Genomic DNA, 18,402 nt, shown 5'->3' on the forward strand with positions numbered 1-18,402 from the left:
TGCGGGTCTGTGAGTATTCTAACATCCACCCGCATCCACACTTCGACATTCATCACAGTTAATGAAAACTGCGTGCAAATTTGCATTACTGTAATGAGATCTTCTTCAAACTTTAGCGCGCATATTGCGGACTAAAGCAGCGATACCCCCTGTCGGATCAAAAGTGCCGACAGGCAGGCTTTCTACAATCCGTTCATCATCCGCAGAACACTCAAGGAAGCGAACATGTCCCACTCCAGCCCCGACGCCCTGCAACAACGTTGCCAGCAGATTGTGACAAGCCCGGCGTTAACCCCGGAACAAAAACGTCACTTTCTGGCGCTGGAAGCGGAAAACAACCTGCCGTATCCGGCACTTCCTGAAGCTGCGCGCGCCGCGCTGGACGAGGGGTTCATCTGCGACATGTTCGAAGGCCATGCGCCTTACAAACCCCGTTACGTTCTGCCGGATTACGCAAAATTTCTGGCTAACGGTTCAGAATGGCTGGAACTGGAAGGGGCAAAAGATCTCGACGACGCCCTCTCACTGTTAACCATCCTCTACCACCATGTTCCGTCCGTCACATCGATGCCGGTCTATCTCGGTCAGCTTGATGCGTTGCTGCAACCTTATGTTAGAATTCTAACACAAGAAGAAATCAATAGCCGAATAAAACGTTTCTGGCGCTATCTCGACCGTACGCTGCCCGATGCCTTTATGCATGCCAATATCGGGCCGGAAGATACCCCCGTCACGCGTGCCATTCTGCGTGCCGATGCAGAGCTGAAGCAGGTCGCGCCGAACCTGACCTTTATTTATGATCCAGCGATCACCCCGGATGATTTGCTGCTTGAGGTGGCAAAAAACATATGTGAATGCAGCAAACCGCATATTTCTAATGGCCCGGTGAATGATAAAATTTTCACAAAAGGCCATTCCGGCGTAGTGAGCTGTTACAACTCCCTGCCTCTGGCAGGCGGTGGCAGCACCCTGGTGCGCCTCAACCTCAAGGCCATCGCCGAACACAGTACGTCAATGGAAGACTTCTTCAGCCGCGCCCTCTCGCATTACTGCCAGCAGCAAATGGCCATCATCGATGCCCGCTGCGATTTCCTGTATCAACAATCCGGCTTCTTTGAGAATAGCTTCCTGGTGAAAGAGGGGCTGATTGATGCCGATCGGTTTGTGCCGATGTTTGGCATGTACGGCCTGGCAGAAGCGGTAAACGTGCTCTGTGAGAAAGCCGGGATGACTGGGCGTTACGGCAAAGACGAGCAGGCCAACGCGCTGGGCTATCGCATCAGCGAACAGCTTGCGGCGTTTGTCGAAAACACGCCGGTGAAACACGGCTGGAAGCAGCGCGCGATGCTGCATGCGCAGTCGGGGATCAGCTCTGACTCGGGCACCACGCCGGGCGCGCGCCTGCCCTACGGCGACGAGCCGGATCCCATCAGCCACCTGCTGGCGGTGGCGCCGCACCACAAGCACTACGCTTCCGGGATCAGCGATATTTTGACGCTGGATGAGACGGTAAAACGTAACCCGCAGGCGGTGGTCCAGCTCTGTCTCGGCGCGTTCAGGGCGGGGATGCGCGAGTTTACCGCCAACGTCGCGGGTAACGATCTGGTGCGCGTTACCGGTTATATGGTGCGGTTGTCGGATCTGGAGAAGTACCGGGAAGCCGGATCGCGCACCAATACCACCTGGCTGGGTGAAGAAGCCGCGCGCAATACCCGTATTCTGGAACGTCAGCCGCGCGTGATAAGCCATGAACAGCAGATGCGCTTTAGTTAGTCAGGTCATCCCTTTTTCCTGCGTGGACGGGCCGGGCAGCCGCCTGGCCCTGTTCCTGCAGGGCTGCAACCTGCGCTGTAAAACCTGCCACAACCCGTGGACGATCGGCCGCTGCAACGACTGCGGGGACTGCGTGCCCCACTGCCCGCACGACGCGCTGACCATACAGGCGGGACGCGTCTGGTGGCAGGAGAGTGACTGCCAGCAGTGCGACACCTGCCTGCACCTGTGCCAGCAGCAGGCAACGCCTATGGCGCACCGCCTGAGCGTGGAGGAGATCCTTTCACAGATCCGCAAATCCGCACCGTTTATCGAGGGGATCACCGTGAGCGGCGGTGAGGCCACAACGCAATTACCGTTTTTAGTGACGCTGTTCACCGCGATCAAAGCCGATCCCGATCTGAATCATCTGACCTGCCTGGTCGACAGCAACGGTTTGTTAAGCGAAACCGGCTGGCAAAGGCTGCTGCCGGTACTGGATGGCGCGATGCTGGACCTGAAAGCATGGGGGAACGAACACCACCGCTTCCTGACCGGGCGCGAAAACCCGCAGATCAAGCAGAGTATCCGCTGGCTGGCAGATCGTAATCGTTTAACGGAGCTCCGCCTGCTGGTGATTCCGGAACAGTGTGATTATCTGGAACATCTGAAGCCGCTGACGGCGTTTATCCACGGGCTTGGAAACGTGCCGGTGCGCCTCAACGCGTTTCATGCGCATGGCGTGTACGGCGAGGCGGCGTCATGGCGCAGCGCCACGCCGGAAGACGTTGAACCGCTGGCGCGGGCGCTGGAAAAACAGAAGATAACGGTGATCCGTCCGGCGCTTTATCTATAGCGTGATGCCAAATACCGAACGCGTATTTTCCAGCAGCGCACCGGCAATCACCTCTTCAGGCTCTTTTCGCAGTTCACACAGGGCTGTGAACACGCGCGCCGCCTGTTCCGGGCGATTCGGCTGGCCCTGAAAACCGTTCAGCGGCATGTCCGGCGCGTCGGTTTCCAGCAGAAGCGCCGACAGCGGCAGCTGTGCCATCACGTCCCGGGTTTTGCTGGCGCGCGGATAGGTGATGGTGCCCCCAACGCCGATTTTGTAGCCCAGCTCGATAAAACGCTGCGCCTGCTGCAGGCTGCCTGAGAAACCATGCACGACGCCCTTACGCGGCAAATCGATACGCTTCAGGTGCATTGCCAGCTTATCGTGTGTGCGTCTTGAATGAAGGATCACCGGCAGATCGTGACGCTTCGCCAGCCTGAGCTGCGCGTCGAGGATCGTCTGCTGGCGCTCAAAATGCGGATGCTCGCGATATAGATCGAGGCCGATCTCACCGATGGCGACAAGCTTGTCGCCTGCGGTCTGCACTATCTCATCAAGTCGCTCAATGTCCTCATCCCGATGCCGCTCAATCACGATCGGATGCAGGCCGAGCGCCGCATAGAGCGCGGGGTGCTGTGCAGCAAGATCCAGCACCCGGGAAAAGTAAGCCGCTTCCACTGAAGGCACAATAATGGCCTGAACGCCTGCCTCGGCCGCTTTCGCAATGCTTCGCTCTTCATCTCCCGTAAACGGCGGGAAATCAAAGTGGCAATGGGTATCGACAAAGCGGTGCATCACGCCAGATCCTCGTTATCCAGTAAAGCGTCATTCGCCTGCGGAATGTCGACCAGCGGCACCGTCAGGGCGTCGTTGGCGACAATCGCAGGCGGCGTAATAATGCGTTTATGGCGATGAAGCGGCGGCTGCTCCGCCAGCATTTTCCCCACCGTCGCCAGGAAGTAGCGCCCGCACAGCCGCCCCGTTTTGTAATCCATGCGCAGCGCAGGAACGCGGCTGCCCAGCGCCATGCTCAGCAGCGGCTTAGGCGGATAAATTTCAAAAATACGCAGCTTGCCCGGCGGTTTCTCAATGAAGCGCTGCATCGCGCCGTAGGTGGTTTCATGCTGCTTCGCGATGTTCACCAGCGGCTGCAGGCTGCTGTCGCCCAGCCAGCGCTCCATCCGCTTAAACCACTGCGGGGTGTAATACATTTGCGACGGTACGGTACGGATCACCACAATGGTTTTCGCCCCGCGACGGGCGGCTTCCTGCACCGGCACCGCGTCACTGATCCCCCCGTCCAGATAGCTAATACCGTCCAGCAGGGCACCGGTACGATAAAAGCCGGGGATCGCGCTGGAGGCGCGGATGATGTCCAGCCAGTTCTCTTTCTGAGGCGAAAAATAGCCCGGGGAATAGTCATCGCCCCGGCTGGCACACATCCAGAATTCTTTACCGCTATCAAACAGACGGGCGGCAGTATCCATGGCCAGCGGCATCTGGCTGGAGGTTGACTCCAGCAGCCAGTCGAGATCGATCAGGTTGCCGCCGCGCACAAACCGCACCGGGTTAAAAAATTCTTTCGCCGTGGTGTAGCGCATGATGACCTTTCGCGCGTAGCCGGGCTGGTTACAGACATAGGCAGAGAGGTTCTGCGCCCCGGCAGAGGTGCCGAAGTAAAGGTCAAAAGGGTTGAACTGCGCGCGCATAAATTCGTCCAGCACGCCAGCGGTGAAAATGCCGCGCTGTCCGCCACCCTCGCAGACCAGCGCGAGTTGACCCGCGCGAAACGGTTTTAACGTCAGCGGCGCAATATTGCCGAGCGTAACGGGAATTCGTTGCCCCACCTCTGCTTTCCTGTTTTGATTATTTTATAACACCACAGTAACGCACCCGACCTGTTACGCAAATAAGAAAAAGCCAGTCACAGTGACTGGCTTTATTTTGTTGAAGGAATATTGCGTTTGCTATGGACGTCGACGCCCCGTAAACAGGCTGACCAGGAACAGAATAATACCGACAACGAAGACAATTTTAGCTGCCCATGCCGCTGTACCTGCCAGTCCACCAAAGCCCAATGCGGCGGCAATTAACGCGATAACCAGAAATATAATGCCCCAACGAAACATAAGCTTCTCCTTTACCATAGTTAATGTCGGCCGCTAAACGTGAGCGCTCAGGTCACTCACCGGCGTTTTTCCAGAGTCGTTCTTATTTCGCCCGCAGGGTTTAGCCAGACGGGCGAATGGTCGAGATTTACTTCGTTTTCAGATCGTTTTTAACGCTTTTCACACCATCAATCGCCTTCGCGATGGACTCGGCACGTTCACTTTGCGCCTGCGAATCTACCGTACCGGAAAGCTGAACCACGCCATCGGTGGTTTCCACTTTCACCTTACGGGACGGCACGATGTCATCTGCTAAAAGTTTAGCTTTGATTTCGCTGGTGGTGGCTGCATCACCGGCATAACCTTTCACCGACGCGTTTTTGCCGTCACGGACGTGCAGCTTATCGCTGACGGAGGCGACGCCTTCGACGCCTTTCGCCACTTTCACCGCCTGTTCAGCCTGAGCCTGGCTTTCAACAAAGCCGCTCAGCGTGACCACTTTCTTGTCGGTCTTAACGGAAATATCGGTGCTCTTGATGGCTTCATCATCCACCAGTGCGGCCTTCACTTTTGCTGTGATAGAGCTGTCATCCATGAAATTACCGACTTTATTCATAGAGCTATCGATTTTTTGCCCTGCGCTATCGGCCGTGGATTGTGCTTTATCCATGGTGCTGCTTTCCGCCAGGGCGGAGCCGCTCACCAGAACGCTACCCAGTGTTACAGCCAGCAGAGTTTTAGAAATCTTCAGTCTTGTCATATTCATCGATCTATTCCTGTGTTGACCCGTTATTCGGGCTACATACTTCCTTAGTAGTGATATATATTGCGAATAAACACACGAGCAAAATGGATAACCTAAAGTCATGCATTGAACAGTTAATTTATCCACGCCCGGTGTTAAACACTGAGTTAAATATAGATCACTCTCACAGAGCCGCTTTCAGAATTGGGTAAAAAATGGGCGAATAGCGTGAAATTGCGTTGAATTAAGAACATTCCGCAAGGGATTAATAAGACTGGAAATAAAGAAGAGCACGGCGAATGCCGTGCTCTGAGAGGGGATTAGTGCTCGCGGGTTTTACGGAACTGAACGTCCGGATAACGTTCCTGCGTCAGGTTCAGGTTGACCATCGTTGGCGCGATATAGGTCAGGTTATCGCCGCCATCCAGCGCCAGCTGAACTTCATTCTTACGCTTAAATTCTTCGAATTTCTTCACGTCAGAACACTCAACCCAGCGCGCGGTCGCGACGTTCACCGATTCGTAAATCGCTTCTACGTTGTATTCGCTCTTCAGGCGCGCAACGACCACGTCAAACTGCAGCACGCCGACCGCACCCACGATCAGATCGTTGTTCGCAATCGGGCGGAACACCTGCACGGCGCCCTCTTCGGAGAGCTGAACCAGGCCTTTCAGCAGCTGTTTCTGCTTAAGCGGATCGCGCAGACGAATGCGACGGAACAGCTCCGGCGCGAAGTTCGGAATACCGGTGAACTTCATCATTTCACCCTGGGTGAAGGTATCACCGATCTGGATGGTGCCGTGGTTGTGCAGCCCGATGATGTCGCCCGGATAGGCCTCTTCAACGTGGGAACGATCACCTGCCATAAAGGTCAGCGCGTCGGAGATGACAACGTCTTTCCCGATACGCACCTGGCGCAGCTTCATGCCCTTTTCATATTTACCGGACACTACGCGCATAAAGGCCACGCGGTCACGGTGTTTCGGGTCCATGTTGGCCTGAATCTTAAACACGAAGCCGGTGAACTTCTCTTCTTTCGCTTCCACTTCACGGGTGTCGGTTTTGCGCGGCATCGGCTGCGGCGCCCACTCCACCAGCCCGTCGAGCATGTGGTCAACGCCGAAGTTACCCAGTGCGGTACCGAAGAAGACCGGGGTAATTTCGCCGCTCAGGAACAGCTCTTTGTCGAATTCGTGAGACGCGCCCTTGACCAGCTCCAGCTCGTCGCGCAGCTGCGCGGCCAGCTCTTCGCCGACCGCCGCGTCCAGATCCGGGTTGTCCAGACCTTTCACGATGCGCACTTCCTGAATGGTGTGGCCTTTACCGGTCTGATACAGGTAGGTTTCGTCTTTATAGAGGTGATAAACCCCTTTGAACAGCTTACCGCAGCCAATTGGCCAGGTGATTGGCGCACAGGCGATCTTCAGCTCGTTTTCCACTTCATCCATCAGCTCCATCGGATCGCGGATGTCACGGTCGAGTTTGTTCATAAAGGTGAGGATCGGCGTATCGCGCAGACGGGTCACTTCCATCAGCTTACGGGTACGATCTTCTACACCTTTCGCGGCGTCGATCACCATCAGACAGCAGTCCACCGCCGTCAGGGTACGGTAGGTATCTTCGGAGAAGTCTTCGTGGCCCGGGGTGTCCAGCAGGTTCACCAGGCAGTCGTGATAGGGGAACTGCATCACGGAGGTGGTAATCGAAATACCACGCTGCTTTTCCATCTCCATCCAGTCGGATTTTGCATGCTGGCTGGAGCCACGGCCTTTAACGGTACCCGCAGTCTGGATCGCCTGTCCGAACAGCAACACCTTCTCAGTGATGGTCGTTTTACCGGCATCCGGGTGCGAGATAATGGCAAAAGTGCGGCGCTTGGCCACCTCTTGCAGATAAGGAGACAACGTCATAATTAAATCTTCTTTTATAAGCGCGGCAGCACGCCACGCATCATGGAATACAAAATTGCGGCTATTTTACCCATCAACGGGGGGCAGGCAATCATTGTTTACACAGGAGTTGCTCCAGTTCGTTCAGCGACGTCACGGTCCAGGTCGGCTCGATGCCTTCAGGCTTCACGCGGCCATGCGCATTGAGCCAGACGGTCGACAGACCAGCCTTCATGCCGCCCAGAATATCTGACTCTGCGGTATCCCCCACCATCAGGACACGATCGCGGTCGGGATTGCCGGCCTGCGCCAGCGCGTAGTCGAAAATTCGCGGATCCGGCTTCGGCACGCCAACCTCTTCCGAGATCACCAGCGCGTCAAAATGATCGCGCAGGCCGGTGCGCTCAAGGCGGATCTGCTGCAGGGCGGTAAAACCGTTGGTGATGATCCCCAGTTTCACCTTACCTTTCAACGCATTCAGCAGGGAAACCGCGCCCGGCAGGGGCGCACAAATATCGGCCATGGCGTTGAGGAAAGCCTCGTTCAGCGTTCCCGGACTGACCTTTAAGCGTTCCGCCCAGACGTCAAAGCGCTGGTGCTGAAGCTGTAACGCGGTGATGGCACCGTTCTGGTAATCCACCCACAGCGGTTTGTTGACCGCCTGATAGTCCTGAAAATCTTCAGCGGTGAAGGTTACGCTATAGTCGAGAAACATCCGCTGCAGGCCGCCGAACGAGTCGAACGTAAACAGCGTTTCGTCGGCATCAAAGAAAATCCAGTCCCATTTCATCGTTACAACCTTATTTTTTATTATCCAATCGGCAGAGCCATTATGATGGCGTCTTCACGTCCCTCTGCGGTGGGGTAGTAGTTACGGCGGATTGTCGCCTCGTTAAAGCCTAAGCTTTCATAGAGTGCGATGGCGGCGACATTCGACGCGCGCACCTCCAGCCACAGGGTGAAAACGTCACGGGTTTCGAGCTCACGGATGAGATGCTCAAGCAGTTCTCTTCCCAGCCCGCGGCGCTGAAACGCGGGATCAACCGCGATATTAAACAGCGTCGCTTCATCAAGAACAACCTGCGTGATCGCGAAAGCGGCCATGGTGCCGTCAACGTCCAGGCGGTAGTTCAGATACCGTTCGCCCTGATTGCTGGCGAAGGTTTTTTCGCTCCACGGAAACGCGTGGGCGCGTGTTTCAATCGCGAACGCGGTGGACAGATCAGGCGTCGTGAGGGAAGAAATCGTGTTCATATTCGCAGATTTGTTGCCATAGCGCGCTGCGCGCTTTTGGGTTGGCTTTCAGTTCGTCCAGCGCTGGCGAGCAGATCTGGCTCCCCTGAAGAGAGATCTCATTTGCCTCTCCGATACGCCAGCTGTTACAGCGGCTATCAGGAGGCAGCATCGCGACACGCTCTGGCGTCAGCGGTAAAACCTGGTCGGCCGTCAGCTTCAGGCTGCGAAGAACATCACCGATCAGGGGGTCATTCAGGGCAGGCAGTTCTTCCGCCACCATCACCAGGCGAACGTGCGCCGGGATGGAGATAGCGATTTCGCCCTGCAACGCCGTCGGGCGACGCAAAGCCCACTGGGTAATGCCCAGCTGCTGCAACTGCCAGTCTCGTCGGGATGTCATAGGGAAAACTCCTGTCTCTCAGGCGCGCAAATATAGCAAATGTGTCGAAAGTGCGCCATCTACCTACTATAATCCCCGCCTGAGTTTATTGAGGAACAATTCATGTCTGCATTTACCCCGGCAAGTGAAGTCTTGCTGCGTCACAGTGATGATTTCGAAGAAAGCCGTATTCTGTTTGCCGGAGATATGCAGGATGACCTGCCCGCGCGTTTCGACTGTGCTGAAAGCCGTGCCCACACCCAATACTACCACCACTGGCAGGTGCTGAGCCGCCAGATGGGCGAGCGCGCGCGCTTTAGCCTGGTGGCAGAGCAGAGCGATATCGCCGACTGCGATACGCTGATCTACTACTGGCCGAAGAATAAACCGGAAGCCCAGTTCCAGCTGATGAACCTGCTCTCCCTGCTGCCGGTCGGCTGCGATATTTTCGTGGTCGGTGAAAACCGCAGCGGCGTGCGTAGCGCAGAACAGCTGCTGGAAGGCTATGCGCCACTGAATAAAGTCGACAGCGCTCGCCGCTGTGGTCTGTACCATGGCCGTCTGGAAAAACAGACAACGTTTGATGCGCAGGCATACTGGGATGAGTACCAGCTTGACGGCCTGACCATCAAAACGCTGCCGGGCGTGTTTAGCCGCGATGCGCTGGATACGGGCAGCAAGCTGCTGCTTTCCACCCTGACGCCGCACACCAAAGGCAAAGTGCTGGACGTGGGCTGCGGCGCGGGCGTGCTATCTACCGTGCTCGCCAGCCATTCGCCAAAAGTGCGCTTAACCCTGTGTGACGTGAGCGCCCCGGCGGTTGAAGCCAGCCGCGCAACGCTTGCCGCAAACGGCATTGAAGGCGAAGTCATTGCCAGCAACGTCTTCTCCGACATCACCGGTCGCTTCGACATGATCATCTCTAACCCGCCGTTCCACGACGGTATGGAGACCAGCCTGGAAGCGGCACAAGCGCTGATCCGTGGCGCAGTTCGTCACCTCAACAGCGGCGGTGAGCTGCGTATCGTCGCGAACGCCTTCCTGGCGTACCCGAAAGTGCTGGATGAAACTTTTGGCTTCCACGAAGTTATCGCCCAGACCGGCCGCTTTAAGGTCTACCGCACCGTGATGACGCGTCAGGCCAAAAAGTAATCGCCTCCCCTGTAAGCCGGATAAGCGAAAGCGCCATCCGGCTATACACGGCGCGTCCATCGGCCATTTTTGCATCAATCAAGGCATCACGCGCACTTTTCTGTTGACGTAAAGCTGAAAACATCTAGAATGCGCCTCCGTGGTTACGATACTTTTACAGTATCGATGGTATGCGAAGGTGGCGGAATTGGTAGACGCGCTAGCTTCAGGTGTTAGTGTCCTTACGGATGTGGGGGTTCGAGTCCCCCCCCTCGCACCATAAATCACGATGATATTGCTCGCACTGGGCGAAGGTGGCGGAATTGGTAGACGCGCTAGCTTCAGGTGTTAGTGTCCTTACAGATGTGGGGGTTCGAGTCCCCCCCCTCGCACCAACGAGGCGATATCAACATAGCAATAAAGAGTAAGATGACTGTGCGAAGGTGGCGGAATTGGTAGACGCGCTAGCTTCAGGTGTTAGTGTCCTTAGGATGTGGGGGTTCGAGTCCCCCCCCTCGCACCAATTATCTTACAACCCCTCTGAATTTCTTCTTTTTTCCTGTTATTTCAAACTCATCAGTATCACCAGAATTCCGCTGACCAGCGCGACACAGGATGGCAGTAAAACAAAGTGACGCAGTTGCTTATGCCAGATCATGCCTGACGTGACTAACAGTCCTGACGCGATGATGACTTTCCAGGTATCGAGAGAGAGATCGGCAAACGTCAAACCGCCGAGAATGGCTCCCGGTAGCAGTACCCCCCAACCACTGCCCAGCGCTCTGTTCAACATGCTTTTCCCTCCACCAACGATAATGATAACCAATATCATATAACAAAAATTATCATTTGCCAGCTGAATGAATCAAAATCCATCGACCTTTACCTTTCCCGTAATGACAGGAATTGTCTAAGGTGATAAATTGCGCACCTGTTAACAACGTCTAAAGATTTTCTGATAATTACTCTTTGAGTTTTTTGCATATTTTATTGCGAAATAACACCTATTTATCTGTTTTAATTAAATTTTAATAAAAACACGCGACTATGACATCACAATCCTGGCGGTCTTTGGTTCACAGAAAATATCAATTATCGTTACGTTTATTTTTATTTCTGAACGCAACTTCGGCAGTGTTCTCGGTAACAAATCCGCTCAATTCTGTACGCCTGTTTTCCGCCCCTCTGATTGCTATTTTCGCCATCAGTACTGGCCTGTTCGTCTGGCACTGGAGAAAGCGCGCGCGGAAGATAAATATTCCTGTCGTTTCAGGTATCTTCGGTATTTTGTGGGCCTGGCAAATTGTCTCCAAATTCGCCTTAATTACTCAGGACCATGCGACATATTTGCTAATTGCTCTTTTAACAGTACTTTTTATCGGCACGCTGGCGTTCGCCAGTAATATCAAAGCGTTTACGCTGCATTCATTGCCCACCTTTATTGTCTGCCTGTGGTTAAGCGATCACGATATATGGCTGCGAATGACCTATTCTTTCGCACTTCCTGTGGTGGCAATTGCTATTCATAACATTTTGCAAAGACGCAACGACCGTTTCGCTCAGGAGCTGCTCTCTCGCCTTCTGGAAGAACGAGAAACCCTTACCGACCTCAGCATGATGGACCCGCTTACCGGGCTCTATAATCGTCGCGGTCTGCAAAGCCGTCTGGAGAATCTGCCCACGGTAGAAAATGGCGAACACTTTGTCCTGCTGATGGATATCGACCACTTCAAAGCCTATAACGACCATTACGGCCATATGATGGGCGACCAGGCGCTGAAGCGCGTCTCTGCGGCAATCCGCGACGCCGTGCGTTCTCGCGATATTGTGGCGCGTTTTGGTGGGGAAGAGTTTATGGTGCTGCTGACCAACATTTCACTCGAACACGCTCGCCAGACGGCCGAGCGGATCCGTCAGAAAGTCTATGATTTGAAAATCCCGCATCTGTTTAACGAAAGCGTCGCGACAAACGTCACTATCAGCATTGGCATCGCCATTTTCGAGGATGAAGACGTGGAAGGCGCGCTGGAAAAAGCGGACAAAGCCCTCTATGAAGCAAAGCATATGGGACGCAATAACATTCTGCTAAGCGAAGAGATTCAGACGGCATAAACCTACCGACGAGGTCACCAGGACAAAAGTCTTGCCATTGGTATGAGCAATAGTTAGGATTGGCAATCATTATCATTTAGATTTCTATCTATACTATGGCCACGCATACCGCACACATCGTCGAACCACTCCTCTGGCGAGCGCCGCTCACCAGCGGGAATGCTTCGCTTGCAGATGCGATACGGGAAAAGATTGCGGAAACGCGTGCCCACCTGCTGGACTTTATCCGGCTTGATGAAGCGCCCCCGTCCCACGCGATGACGCTCTCAGAGTGGCGACAGCCGTCAAAGCTGCAATCACTGCTGGCCACCTATTCCGACCATATCTATCGCAATCAGCCTACCCTTACGCGGGAAAATAAACCCCTGCTCTCCCTCTGGGCGCAGTGGTATATCGGGCTGATGGTGCCTCCGCTCATGCTGGCGCTGTTAACACAGAAGAGCATGCTTGAACTTTCGCCGGATAATTTCCACGTCGAGTTTCACGAAACCGGACGTGCGGCCTGCTTCTGGATTGATCTCCACGAAGACCACAGCGCTGAACGCCTCACTGCTCAGGAACGTATGGAGCGGCTCATCACGCAGGCCCTGATCCCGGTGGTGGAAGCGCTGGAAGCGACGGGAGAGATTAACGGGAAGCTTATCTGGAGCAATACGGGCTATTTAATCCACTGGTATTTAACGGAAATGAAGCCGCTTCTCGGTGATGAGAACGTTGAGGCCCTGCGTCAGTCCTGCTTCTTTGCAAAGCAGCTTTCCGATGGCCGGGACAATCAGCTATTCCGTACCGTCGTGCTCCGTGGTGGGCTTCTGGTTCGCCGCACCTGCTGCCAGCGCTATCGCCTGCCGGACGTTAAGCAGTGTGGGGATTGCACGCTCAAGTAGAGCAGTGAATTGCCCGGTGGCGCTTCGCTTACCGGGCCGACAAAAACAAAAACGGCAACCTGAGTTGCCGTTTTGCTTTTACCTAGGCCACCTGCTGATTGTCCTCTTCCGCGCTACGCTGCGCTTCTTCCGCTTCCTGCTCCAGCAGCTGCTTCTCATACACTTTGAAGAACGGGAAGTAGATGATCGCCGATACGCAGGCCAGAACCACAACCAGAATCGCCGCGCGGAAATCCCAGCCCAGGGCCCACGCTGCGCCTATCGGCGCCGGTGCCGTCCAGGGAACCACGGAGATGACGCGTCCAATCAAATCAAAGGTCATCGCCGCCCACGCCAGAACGGCGTTAACCATCGGTGCCAGCAGGAATGGGATAAAGAACACCGGGTTCATCACGATTGGCGTACCGAAAATGACCGGCTCGTTGATGTTAAAGAAGCTGGGTACCACGCTCAAACGCCCGATAGAGCGTAAATGCGCTGAACGGCTACGCAGATAGCAAATCACCAATCCCATCGTGGCGCCCGACCCGCCAATCACGATAAAGAACGTCCAGAACGCTTCCATAAAGATATGCGGCAAAGGCTGACCGGCGGCCAGCGCGGTCTGGTTTGCGCCAAGGTTCGTCAGCCAGAACATCTGCAGCATCCCGGAGACGATGGCGGCACCGTGGATCCCGGCGAACCAGAGCAGATGACCAATCAACACGGCCAGCAGGATCGCAGGCAGGGAATCTGCCGCGGAAACCAGAGGTTTAAAGACCGACATAATGGCCTGCGGGATCAGCATACCAAACTGAGACTGAATCACCAGGCTCAGAGGATAAAGGGTCACCACCACCACCAGCACCGGGATCAGCAGATCAAAAGAGTTTTTGATCATCGGCGGGACCTGGTCCGGCAGACGAATGCCGATGTTATGCGCTTTGAGAAAACGCATCATCTCAACGCAATAAATCGCCACCAGAATCGCGGTAAAAATGCCCGTTCCCCCCAGACTGTCGACAGGGAGCGTGCCTTTGGTTTTCGGTGCCGCGACCAGCAGAAACGCCATCAGCGACAGCATGGCGCACATAAAGGGGTCCAGCTGATGAGATTTGACGTAGTGTTTGCCAAGGTTATAGGCAATGGCGGCACAGATATAAATGGACATGATGCCCATCGTCATATCAAACGGCGTCAGGATTTGGCCTTCAAACTGCTTCGCCATATCCAGCCAGGCGCGGGCGAAACCCCAGGTGGTATCAGGCGAAAAAGGTGGGTAAGCAAAGACTAACAAAAACGAACCCACAATCATAAACGGCATCGCGGAGATGAACCCGTCACGAATCGCCATAACGTGACGCTGGGAAGAGATCCGCCCGGCTATCGGGCTGACGTAATTTTCGACGAAACGGAATATCAGATTAAACGCAGCATGGTTGGCAGACATGGCAGATCTCCTGTCAGACGTTTGTTACGGGCACATACGCGCCGCACGTTGTTCCATACATCAGCTTCACAACCTTGCTGGCTTGCCAACCAGCGGTACTGCTCAGACGAAATGGTTTCATATTTGGCTCTTATTATTGGATACAGGGGACGTTACGTACTCAGTATTAATCTACGCTCCGCGCTCTGCAACCGGTTACTGTAACCGGTTTCCGTGATTGTGAAGAGGATCCAGAAATCAGCCGTTTGGGGTATTTGTTACTTAAGAGATATTTACAGAGCATAAATTCTTATGACAGATTACGCAGGATATTTGTCAGGAGGAAACAATGAGTTTGCAGTCTGTACAGCAGTTTTTTGCCGACAACGCGCCGGATATAGACGTTATTGAGCTTAGTCAAAGTACTGCTACCGTTGCGTTGGCTGCTGCCGCCCATCGTGTCGAGCCGGGACAAATCGCCAAGACCCTGTCACTCAAGGTTAAAAATGAGGTGATCCTGGTGGTGGCGAAAGGCGACGCGCGTCTGGATAACAAAAAGCTCAAAGACACGTTCGGTGCGAAAGCGCGCATGCTCAGCAGTGATGAAGTGGTGACCATTACCGGTCATCCCGTTGGCGGTGTATGCCCGTTCGGACTGGAAAACCCGCTCGCGGTATATTGCGATATCTCTTTGAAGCAGTACGCCGAAGTGCTGCCCGCCGCAGGCGCAATTCACAGCGCTGTGCGCATTTCACCTGACAGAATGGCAGAACTGACTTCCGCAAAATGGGTGGATGTCTGTATCTGATTGACGCGCCAGAGTATATCTGGCGCGCAAAAGACGGGTTATAAAAATGTGGGCGTGAGGAGAGCCAAACATTGCGGCTCTCTTGCAGGAAGATGCGTAATAATATCCGCCGCATCGAGCAACCCTACGTCTGAATTCACACCCAGTTTCACCATCGCATTAAACTTATGTGCCCGAATGGTCTTAATATTCCGTTCAAGCTGTGCCGCGATTTCAGGGATGGAATACCCGCAGGACATATAACGCAATATTGCCCGTTCTGTGGGGCTTAGCATCCTGTTCTGACTCCGGTACCAGTGATTCAGCATATTGTCATTGATGCGCAGCGTTTCGCTGAGCAACTCCACAAGTTCCTTCTGCAGATGCTCAAGCGTCACCGATTTACTGACTACTCCGTGCAGGCGCGATGGCGAAAGATGGCTAATTAACCGTGCTTCCATCTCGTCAGAAACCAAAATGATGCGCTGGATATGACCGTGCGTAAACGCCAGATCCCGCAGGTGCGCCAGGCAGTTACGGCGCTCCTCTCGCGCATCGGAAAGGGAGTAGATCAGCGAGAAAAAATTAACGTGATGAAGTGCATTCTTAAAACTGTCAAATTCACTAAACAGGTGTAGCTGATAATGGCTCAGGCCGGGCATCGCAAAAAGATGCTGTAGCCCGACGGCACTCATCGCGCAATTTTCGATGATGGCGATATGTCTTGTTGAATCGGTTTTTTCCATTCCTCGAACTCTCCATAGGCTGATAGCAAACTCAGCTCTCTCATTCCCTGTGTACTGTTGATCCAGGCATACATATCCGCATTACTTCGTAATGACAGCCGTCGCATCGCACTGTTTTTCTGCGCACTGATGGTTTTATTGCTCTTCTTGAGCAATGTGGCGATTTGGTTAATCCCCCATCCTTTCCCTAACAGACGCAGGACCTTACGTTCGGAGTGCGTGAGCGCGATAACGTGTTCATTTTCATTCTCCGTACTCTGTGGTTCCGGAGTTAATAACGTCTGGCTAATCCGCTCTGCCCGCTCGCTACCGGCCCGAATAGCGTTAACCACGCCTTCAATAGGCTCCATGTCAGAAAGCAACGTGCTTTCCGGGCGCATAAGTAACTCAACCGCAATAGGGTAAAGCGGCCGCGAGACTAAAAAGATCCAGTGAATATCCCGGTATTGATTCAATAAACCGTAATACTCTTCAAGCGCACCCCGAGGGTTTCTGTATTCGCCTGAAATATCGGCAATAATGACGTCCGCGCGGCGCAACTGGAGCAGCGTTAATTCCTGCAATGAGCGGCAATAGCTCAATTCAAATTCGGGGAAATGACGTGCCATCAGGCCCCCTAACCCGTTTTGCATCACGGGCATCCGGCTAATGACAACGCCATGCTTACCATGCAATGACAACATAGACCCTCCGTGTCCATTTTTCATTTGATGAGTAACGTTAAAACGCATCAACGTATGAGTATTTTCGTCCCTGAGTGTAAGACTGGTTAATACAAGCAGAAGATGAGATGTATGCTTAGTTTAAGAAATGCCTAAACAGCAGTAATATCTCACAAAGCGAAACAAAAATTAATTGTGGAGACATTAAAATAACGACAATATAAAATTAGAATAACTAAATACAAATATTTTATATTTTGGTATTTATAATTCACGGTATTGATAAATTAATCCCTTCCCCCTTCCACGACACGGACTGCAACTGTTTGCACAAACCTTGATCTGGCCCACAACAAGAGGGACTGCACTCTGTGCTAAAAGTACCCACTATGGGTTAACAGATAGCTATCCATCTTTTTCCAGGACAATACATGCAGGCAGAGCGGTCAACGCAGCGTGCTATCACGCGGCTATGTATTCAGTGCGGTCTTTTTCTGCTCCAGCACGGCGCGGAAAGCGCGCTGGTTGAGGAGCTTTCCACCCGGCTGGGGCTGGCGCTAGGGATGGACAGCGTCGAAAGCGCAATCTCATCCAACGCCATTGTGCTGACCACAATCAAGGACGGTCAGTGCCTGACCTCCACGCGCAAAAACCATGACCGCGGCATCAACATGCACGTCGTGACCGAAGTGCAGCACATTGTCATCCTTGCAGAACATAAGCTTCTCGATCTCAGTGACATTGAAAAACGGTTCAACCAGATCAAGCCATTACGTTATCCGCGCTGGCTCGTCGTGGTGATGGTAGGGCTCTCGTGCGCCTGCTTTTGTAAGCTCAACAAAGGCGGCTGGGACGGTGCAATCATCACCTTTTTCGCCAGCAGTATCGCCATGTATGTTCGCCAGCTGCTGACGCATCGGCAGCTGCATCCGCAAATTAACTTCTGCATTACCGCGTTTGTCGCCACTACGGTTTCCGGTCTGCTTCTGCGCATGCCGCAGTTTGCCAACACGCCGACCGTTGCCATGGCCGCCAGCGTGCTTCTGCTGGTCCCGGGCTTTCCGTTGATCAACGCTGTCGCCGACATGTTTAAAGGGCACATCAATACCGGCCTGGCTCGCTGGGCTATCGCCAGCCTGCTGACGCTGGCGACCTGCATCGGCGTGGTCATGGCCATGACACTTTGGGGGTTACGCGGATGGGCGTGATCGATTTTCTGCTGGCGCTGGCGCAGGACATGCTTCTGGCCGCCATTCCTGCCGTCGGCTTCGCGATGGTATTTAACGTACCGCAACGCGCGCTGCCGTGGTGTGCGCTGCTGGGCGCGATTGGCCATGGCTCGCGAATGGTGATGATGACGACGGGTTTTAATATCGAATGGTCAACATTTATGGCATCCATGCTGGTCGGCAGTATCGGCATCCAGTGGTCGCGCTGGTACCTGGCGCATCCCAAAGTATTCACCGTTGCGGCCGTGATCCCCATGTTTCCGGGGATATCGGCCTATACCGCGATGATTTCCGCAGTGAAAATCAGCCATTTCGGCTATACCGAGCCTCAGATGATCCTTCTTCTCAGCAACTTTCTTAAGGCGTCATCCATCGTCGGCGCGCTCTCCATCGGGCTGTCGATCCCCGGCCTGTGGCTGTACCGTAAACGCCCACGCGTTTGATATTTGTGTTATTTCGCTGCCGTGGAGATAATCCGTCTGGTCCGTTTGGTGAAAAT

20 protein-coding genes and 3 tRNA genes are annotated in these 18,402 nt (G+C 54.1%); 11 read left to right on the top strand and 12 right to left on the bottom strand.

Going from position 1 to position 18,402, the window contains the following annotated elements:
- The first annotated feature begins 225 nt into the window (after nucleotides 1-225).
- Nucleotides 226-1,773 carry a YjjI family glycine radical enzyme gene (locus tag B498_RS07545; protein ID WP_008502071.1) on the top strand — a complete coding sequence of 516 codons (1,548 nt, stop codon included), beginning with the start codon at nucleotides 226-228 and terminating at the stop codon, nucleotides 1,771-1,773.
- Complete coding sequence (locus B498_RS07540; RefSeq protein WP_008502072.1) at nucleotides 1,748-2,608, top strand: YjjW family glycine radical enzyme activase; 861 nt, start codon at nucleotides 1,748-1,750, stop codon at nucleotides 2,606-2,608. Before B498_RS07545 ends, B498_RS07540 begins: the two co-directional genes overlap by 26 nt.
- Here the strand turns inward: B498_RS07540 and B498_RS07535 are convergent.
- The 8 genes from B498_RS07535 to B498_RS07500 form a co-directional block, all read right to left on the bottom strand.
- Nucleotides 2,603-3,385: a TatD family hydrolase gene (locus tag B498_RS07535; RefSeq protein ID WP_085930311.1), complete on the bottom strand. Its 783-nt coding sequence runs from the start codon at nucleotides 3,383-3,385 to the stop codon at nucleotides 2,603-2,605. The genes B498_RS07540 and B498_RS07535 overlap by 6 nt on opposite strands.
- Complete coding sequence (locus B498_RS07530; protein WP_008502074.1) at nucleotides 3,382-4,434, bottom strand: patatin family protein; 1,053 nt, start codon at nucleotides 4,432-4,434, stop codon at nucleotides 3,382-3,384. Before B498_RS07530 ends, B498_RS07535 begins: the two co-directional genes overlap by 4 nt.
- Before the next feature lie 120 nt (nucleotides 4,435-4,554).
- The gene (locus B498_RS07525; RefSeq protein WP_003856556.1) at nucleotides 4,555-4,716 is read right to left on the bottom strand and encodes a DUF1328 domain-containing protein; all 162 of its coding nucleotides are present in this window, start codon (nucleotides 4,714-4,716) and stop codon (nucleotides 4,555-4,557) included.
- Between the two features lie 127 nt (nucleotides 4,717-4,843).
- Complete coding sequence (osmY, locus tag B498_RS07520) at nucleotides 4,844-5,461, bottom strand: molecular chaperone OsmY (RefSeq protein ID WP_008502075.1); 618 nt, start codon at nucleotides 5,459-5,461, stop codon at nucleotides 4,844-4,846.
- Between the two features lie 299 nt (nucleotides 5,462-5,760).
- On the bottom strand, nucleotides 5,761-7,350 hold the full coding sequence (gene prfC, locus B498_RS07515) for a peptide chain release factor 3 (RefSeq protein ID WP_008502076.1): 1,590 nt from the start codon (nucleotides 7,348-7,350) through the stop codon (nucleotides 5,761-5,763).
- Nucleotides 7,351-7,441: 91 nt separating this feature from the next.
- On the bottom strand, nucleotides 7,442-8,119 hold the full coding sequence (yjjG, locus tag B498_RS07510) for a pyrimidine 5'-nucleotidase (protein ID WP_008502077.1): 678 nt from the start codon (nucleotides 8,117-8,119) through the stop codon (nucleotides 7,442-7,444).
- A gap of 20 nt (nucleotides 8,120-8,139) precedes the next feature.
- Nucleotides 8,140-8,583, bottom strand: coding sequence for a ribosomal protein S18-alanine N-acetyltransferase (gene rimI / locus B498_RS07505; protein WP_008502078.1), 444 nt, complete (start codon nucleotides 8,581-8,583; stop codon nucleotides 8,140-8,142).
- Nucleotides 8,552-8,965, bottom strand: coding sequence for a DNA polymerase III subunit psi (locus tag B498_RS07500; protein WP_008502079.1), 414 nt, complete (start codon nucleotides 8,963-8,965; stop codon nucleotides 8,552-8,554). Before B498_RS07500 ends, rimI begins: the two co-directional genes overlap by 32 nt.
- 102 nt (nucleotides 8,966-9,067) lie before the next feature.
- Here B498_RS07500 and rsmC point away from each other — a divergent pair, with 102 nt between their 5' ends.
- The 4 genes from rsmC to B498_RS07480 all read left to right on the top strand — a co-directional run bounded on the left by rsmC (nucleotide 9,068) and on the right by B498_RS07480 (nucleotide 10,598).
- Entirely contained in the window at nucleotides 9,068-10,096 is a 1,029-nt protein-coding gene (gene rsmC, locus B498_RS07495) for a 16S rRNA (guanine(1207)-N(2))-methyltransferase RsmC (protein WP_008502080.1), read from the top strand.
- Nucleotides 10,097-10,268: 172 nt separating this feature from the next.
- A tRNA-Leu gene (locus B498_RS07490) sits at nucleotides 10,269-10,355 on the top strand.
- Between the two features lie 28 nt (nucleotides 10,356-10,383).
- Nucleotides 10,384-10,470 (top strand) — tRNA-Leu (locus B498_RS07485).
- 42 nt (nucleotides 10,471-10,512) lie between these two features.
- Nucleotides 10,513-10,598: transfer RNA gene (locus tag B498_RS07480), tRNA-Leu, on the top strand.
- Nucleotides 10,599-10,637: 39 nt separating this feature from the next.
- Here the strand turns inward: B498_RS07480 and B498_RS07475 are convergent.
- Complete coding sequence (locus B498_RS07475) at nucleotides 10,638-10,907, bottom strand: DUF1435 domain-containing protein (protein WP_032622975.1); 270 nt, start codon at nucleotides 10,905-10,907, stop codon at nucleotides 10,638-10,640.
- A gap of 215 nt (nucleotides 10,908-11,122) precedes the next feature.
- On the opposite strand from B498_RS07475, the gene B498_RS07470 reads away from it, so the two are divergent.
- Both B498_RS07470 and fhuF read left to right on the top strand, forming a co-directional pair.
- A complete protein-coding gene (locus tag B498_RS07470) occupies nucleotides 11,123-12,187 on the top strand; it encodes a GGDEF domain-containing protein (RefSeq protein WP_008502082.1) in 1,065 nt (354 codons plus the stop codon).
- A gap of 95 nt (nucleotides 12,188-12,282) precedes the next feature.
- A complete protein-coding gene (gene fhuF / locus B498_RS07465) occupies nucleotides 12,283-13,071 on the top strand; it encodes a siderophore-iron reductase FhuF (RefSeq protein WP_008502083.1) in 789 nt (262 codons plus the stop codon).
- An 82-nt stretch (nucleotides 13,072-13,153) separates the two neighbouring features.
- Here the strand turns inward: fhuF and B498_RS07460 are convergent, their stop codons facing one another.
- A complete protein-coding gene (locus B498_RS07460) occupies nucleotides 13,154-14,500 on the bottom strand; it encodes a PTS cellobiose transporter subunit IIC (protein WP_008502084.1) in 1,347 nt (448 codons plus the stop codon).
- A gap of 328 nt (nucleotides 14,501-14,828) precedes the next feature.
- Between B498_RS07460 and B498_RS07455 the strand changes: the two genes are divergently transcribed.
- Nucleotides 14,829-15,287: a YbaK/EbsC family protein gene (locus B498_RS07455; RefSeq protein WP_008502085.1), complete on the top strand. Its 459-nt coding sequence runs from the start codon at nucleotides 14,829-14,831 to the stop codon at nucleotides 15,285-15,287.
- Between the two features lie 38 nt (nucleotides 15,288-15,325).
- Here B498_RS07455 and bglJ read toward each other — a convergent pair whose 3' ends face one another.
- Nucleotides 15,326-15,961 (bottom strand): DNA-binding transcriptional activator BglJ, encoded by a 636-nt coding sequence (gene bglJ, locus B498_RS07450; RefSeq protein WP_032622978.1) that lies wholly within the window; start codon nucleotides 15,959-15,961, stop codon nucleotides 15,326-15,328.
- Complete coding sequence (locus B498_RS07445) at nucleotides 15,958-16,695, bottom strand: helix-turn-helix transcriptional regulator (protein ID WP_008502087.1); 738 nt, start codon at nucleotides 16,693-16,695, stop codon at nucleotides 15,958-15,960. The genes bglJ and B498_RS07445 overlap by 4 nt, the downstream gene beginning before the upstream one ends.
- Before the next feature lie 410 nt (nucleotides 16,696-17,105).
- Between B498_RS07445 and B498_RS07440 the strand changes: the two genes are divergently transcribed.
- Nucleotides 17,106-17,882, top strand: a complete 777-nt coding sequence (locus B498_RS07440) for a threonine/serine ThrE exporter family protein (RefSeq protein ID WP_008502088.1) — start codon at nucleotides 17,106-17,108, stop codon at nucleotides 17,880-17,882.
- A complete protein-coding gene (locus tag B498_RS07435) occupies nucleotides 17,873-18,346 on the top strand; it encodes a threonine/serine exporter (RefSeq protein WP_008502089.1) in 474 nt (157 codons plus the stop codon). The genes B498_RS07440 and B498_RS07435 overlap by 10 nt, the downstream gene beginning before the upstream one ends.
- The last annotated feature ends 56 nt before the right edge of the window (nucleotides 18,347-18,402 follow it).

This window comes from Enterobacter sp. SST3, from assembly GCF_000286655.1.
Classification (GTDB): Bacteria; Pseudomonadota; Gammaproteobacteria; order Enterobacterales; family Enterobacteriaceae; genus Enterobacter; species Enterobacter roggenkampii.